Origin of the sequence: Pseudarthrobacter sp. NPDC058329, assembly GCF_042879835.1 — a bacterium.
Classification (GTDB): domain Bacteria; phylum Actinomycetota; class Actinomycetes; order Actinomycetales; family Micrococcaceae; genus Arthrobacter.
This window is the reverse complement of record NZ_JBHVZR010000040.1, coordinates 1-1,927: the sequence shown is the minus strand read 5'-3', so window position 1 is coordinate 1,927 and position 1,927 is coordinate 1. Positions and strand designations below refer to the sequence as shown.

General features: G+C 62.4%; 2 protein-coding genes. Both read right to left on the bottom strand.

The window, feature by feature from the left end:
- Nucleotides 1–2 precede the first annotated feature (2 nt).
- On the bottom strand, nt 3–1,073 hold the full coding sequence (locus tag ACFVYC_RS22300) for an NAD(P)-dependent alcohol dehydrogenase (protein WP_387554424.1): 1,071 nt from the start codon (nt 1,071–1,073) through the stop codon (nt 3–5).
- Nucleotides 1,074–1,174: 101 nt separating this feature from the next.
- A partial coding sequence (locus ACFVYC_RS22295; protein WP_387554422.1) for an arginase family protein occupies nt 1,175–1,927 on the bottom strand: 753 nt, incomplete at its 5' end.

Genomic DNA, 1,927 nt, shown 5'->3' with positions numbered 1-1,927 from the left:
AGTTAGGTGAGTTTGATGACGGATTTGATCATGTCGGCTGGCTTGTTGCGTGCGGTTTCAAGGCAGCCTGCGATGGAGTCCCAGCCCTCGTAGCGGTGGGTGATCAGGGGTGAGACGTCGAGTCGTCCGGATGCGAGGAGGGAGGCGAGTTTTTCGGTGCGGTAGCGGCCGCCGATCATTGCCCCGCCGACGATCTGTTTGTCGCCCATGCCGAAGCCCCACCCGTCGGAGGGAACCTTGACGACGTCGGTACCGGCAAGTGCGATGACGCTTCCGAGCTTGCCGCCGGGTTTGAGGGCTCGGACGGCGGCGGCGAAGGTGTCTCCGTCTCCTCCGCAAACGCAGACCCGGTCTACGCCGCGGCCGCCGGTGAGGTCCATTACCTGCTCGTCGATACGCCCCTGCTTGTAGTCGATGACGTCGGTTGCGCCGTAGTGTTTTGCGACTTTGAGGGTGGCGGGACGGTTACCGACGGCGATGACACGGGAGGCGCCACGGAGGTAAGCGGCTGCGATGGCCATCAGGCCGACCGGGCCTGAGCCTACGACGAGGACAGTGTCACCGAACTGGACGTCGGCGTACTCGACTGCCTGGAAGCCGGGCGGGATCATGTCCGAGAGCATGGTGGCTTCCTCGTAGGAAACCCCCTCGGGGACGCGGGCGAGGTTGCCGTCGGCATCGTTGCAGAGGAAGAATTCCGAGAGGACACCGTCGGAGGTGTTCGAGTACTTCCAGCCGTTGAGCATGCCGCCGGAGTGTGAGGAGTGTCCGGCCTGTGCTTCGAGCGAGCTCCATTCCGGTGTCACCGCTGGAACCACGACGACGTCGCCGGCGGAGAAGTCGTTAACGAGGTTGCCGACCTCGACGACTTCGGCGACGGCTTCATGGCCGAGGATCATGTCGGTGCGTTCGCCGAGAGCGCCCTTCCAGACAGTTTTGACGTCTGTGGTGCAGGGGGCGACGACGAGCGGTTTGAGCAGGGCGTCGCGTGGGCCCGGGTTCGGTATTGGCTTTTCAATCCAACCGACTTCTCCGATTCGTAGCATCGCGTAGCCGCGCATAGTTTCAGACATGAGTATTCCGTTCTTGATCGACCCGACGTGAGTGCGCACATGAGAATTGGTGCCCACGACTGGCGCCGGAGGTGCGTTGAGGGGAGCTTGTTGCCGGTTGCTTAGGAGATGACGGGGAATGCGGCCAGGGCCTGCTTGAGGTGGATCATGTCCCAGGGCAGGTGCTCACACACACCGAGCCCGACAACCTCACATTCGCTTGCCACATCGTTCATGACACGGATGACTTGGGCGAGTGTCATTTTTCCCGCCGGGTACATCTCGAGCCAGTCGATTTCGGGGTCGGGTTCTGCAAACAGGACCGAGCGGAACGATGCCGGGTCGAGTACGTCGACGTCAAGGTGAATGGCGATGTGCTCGATACCTTCCTCTTTGATCCAGGTGAGGATCGCGGAGCTGTCGATTGCCAGCGCCTCCGGGCTGGCAATGCGAAGACCCAGCCGTTTGATGACCTCGTTCTCCTGCTCGGTCAGCCCTACTTCTCGCAGGCCCCCGTACATCACCCGGTTGGGCTGCACTTTTTGGGGCACTTCAGCGGCGAACTCCGCGTCGCCTTCGCCCATCAGGTTGCCCAGGACCATCGTGTGGGCGTTTGCCCATTCTTCGGGGGTCTTGATGTCGGGGTGAGCGTCAATCCAGAGGACGCCGAGCTTGCCGTCGTACCGCTCGTTGAGGTAGGAGAACGGAGCCTGTTCGACGAGGCAGTCGCCACCGAAGACGACGACCTTGTCCGGTTGTGCTTCGGCCAGCAGGGCCCGCGCGTGGCGCAGTTGCTTCAGCAGAGCGCTTCGGTGTGCAATGCCTTCTTCCGGGGTGTCATCGGCGTCGAAGGGTTCGACGTCCACGCGAAGAAC

Bases quoted from the DNA above. Each gene is read 5' to 3' on its own strand.
- ACFVYC_RS22300 (WP_387554424.1), bottom strand. From the start codon at position 1,073: ATGTCTGAAACTATGCGCGGCTACGCGATGCTACGAATCGGAGAAGTC.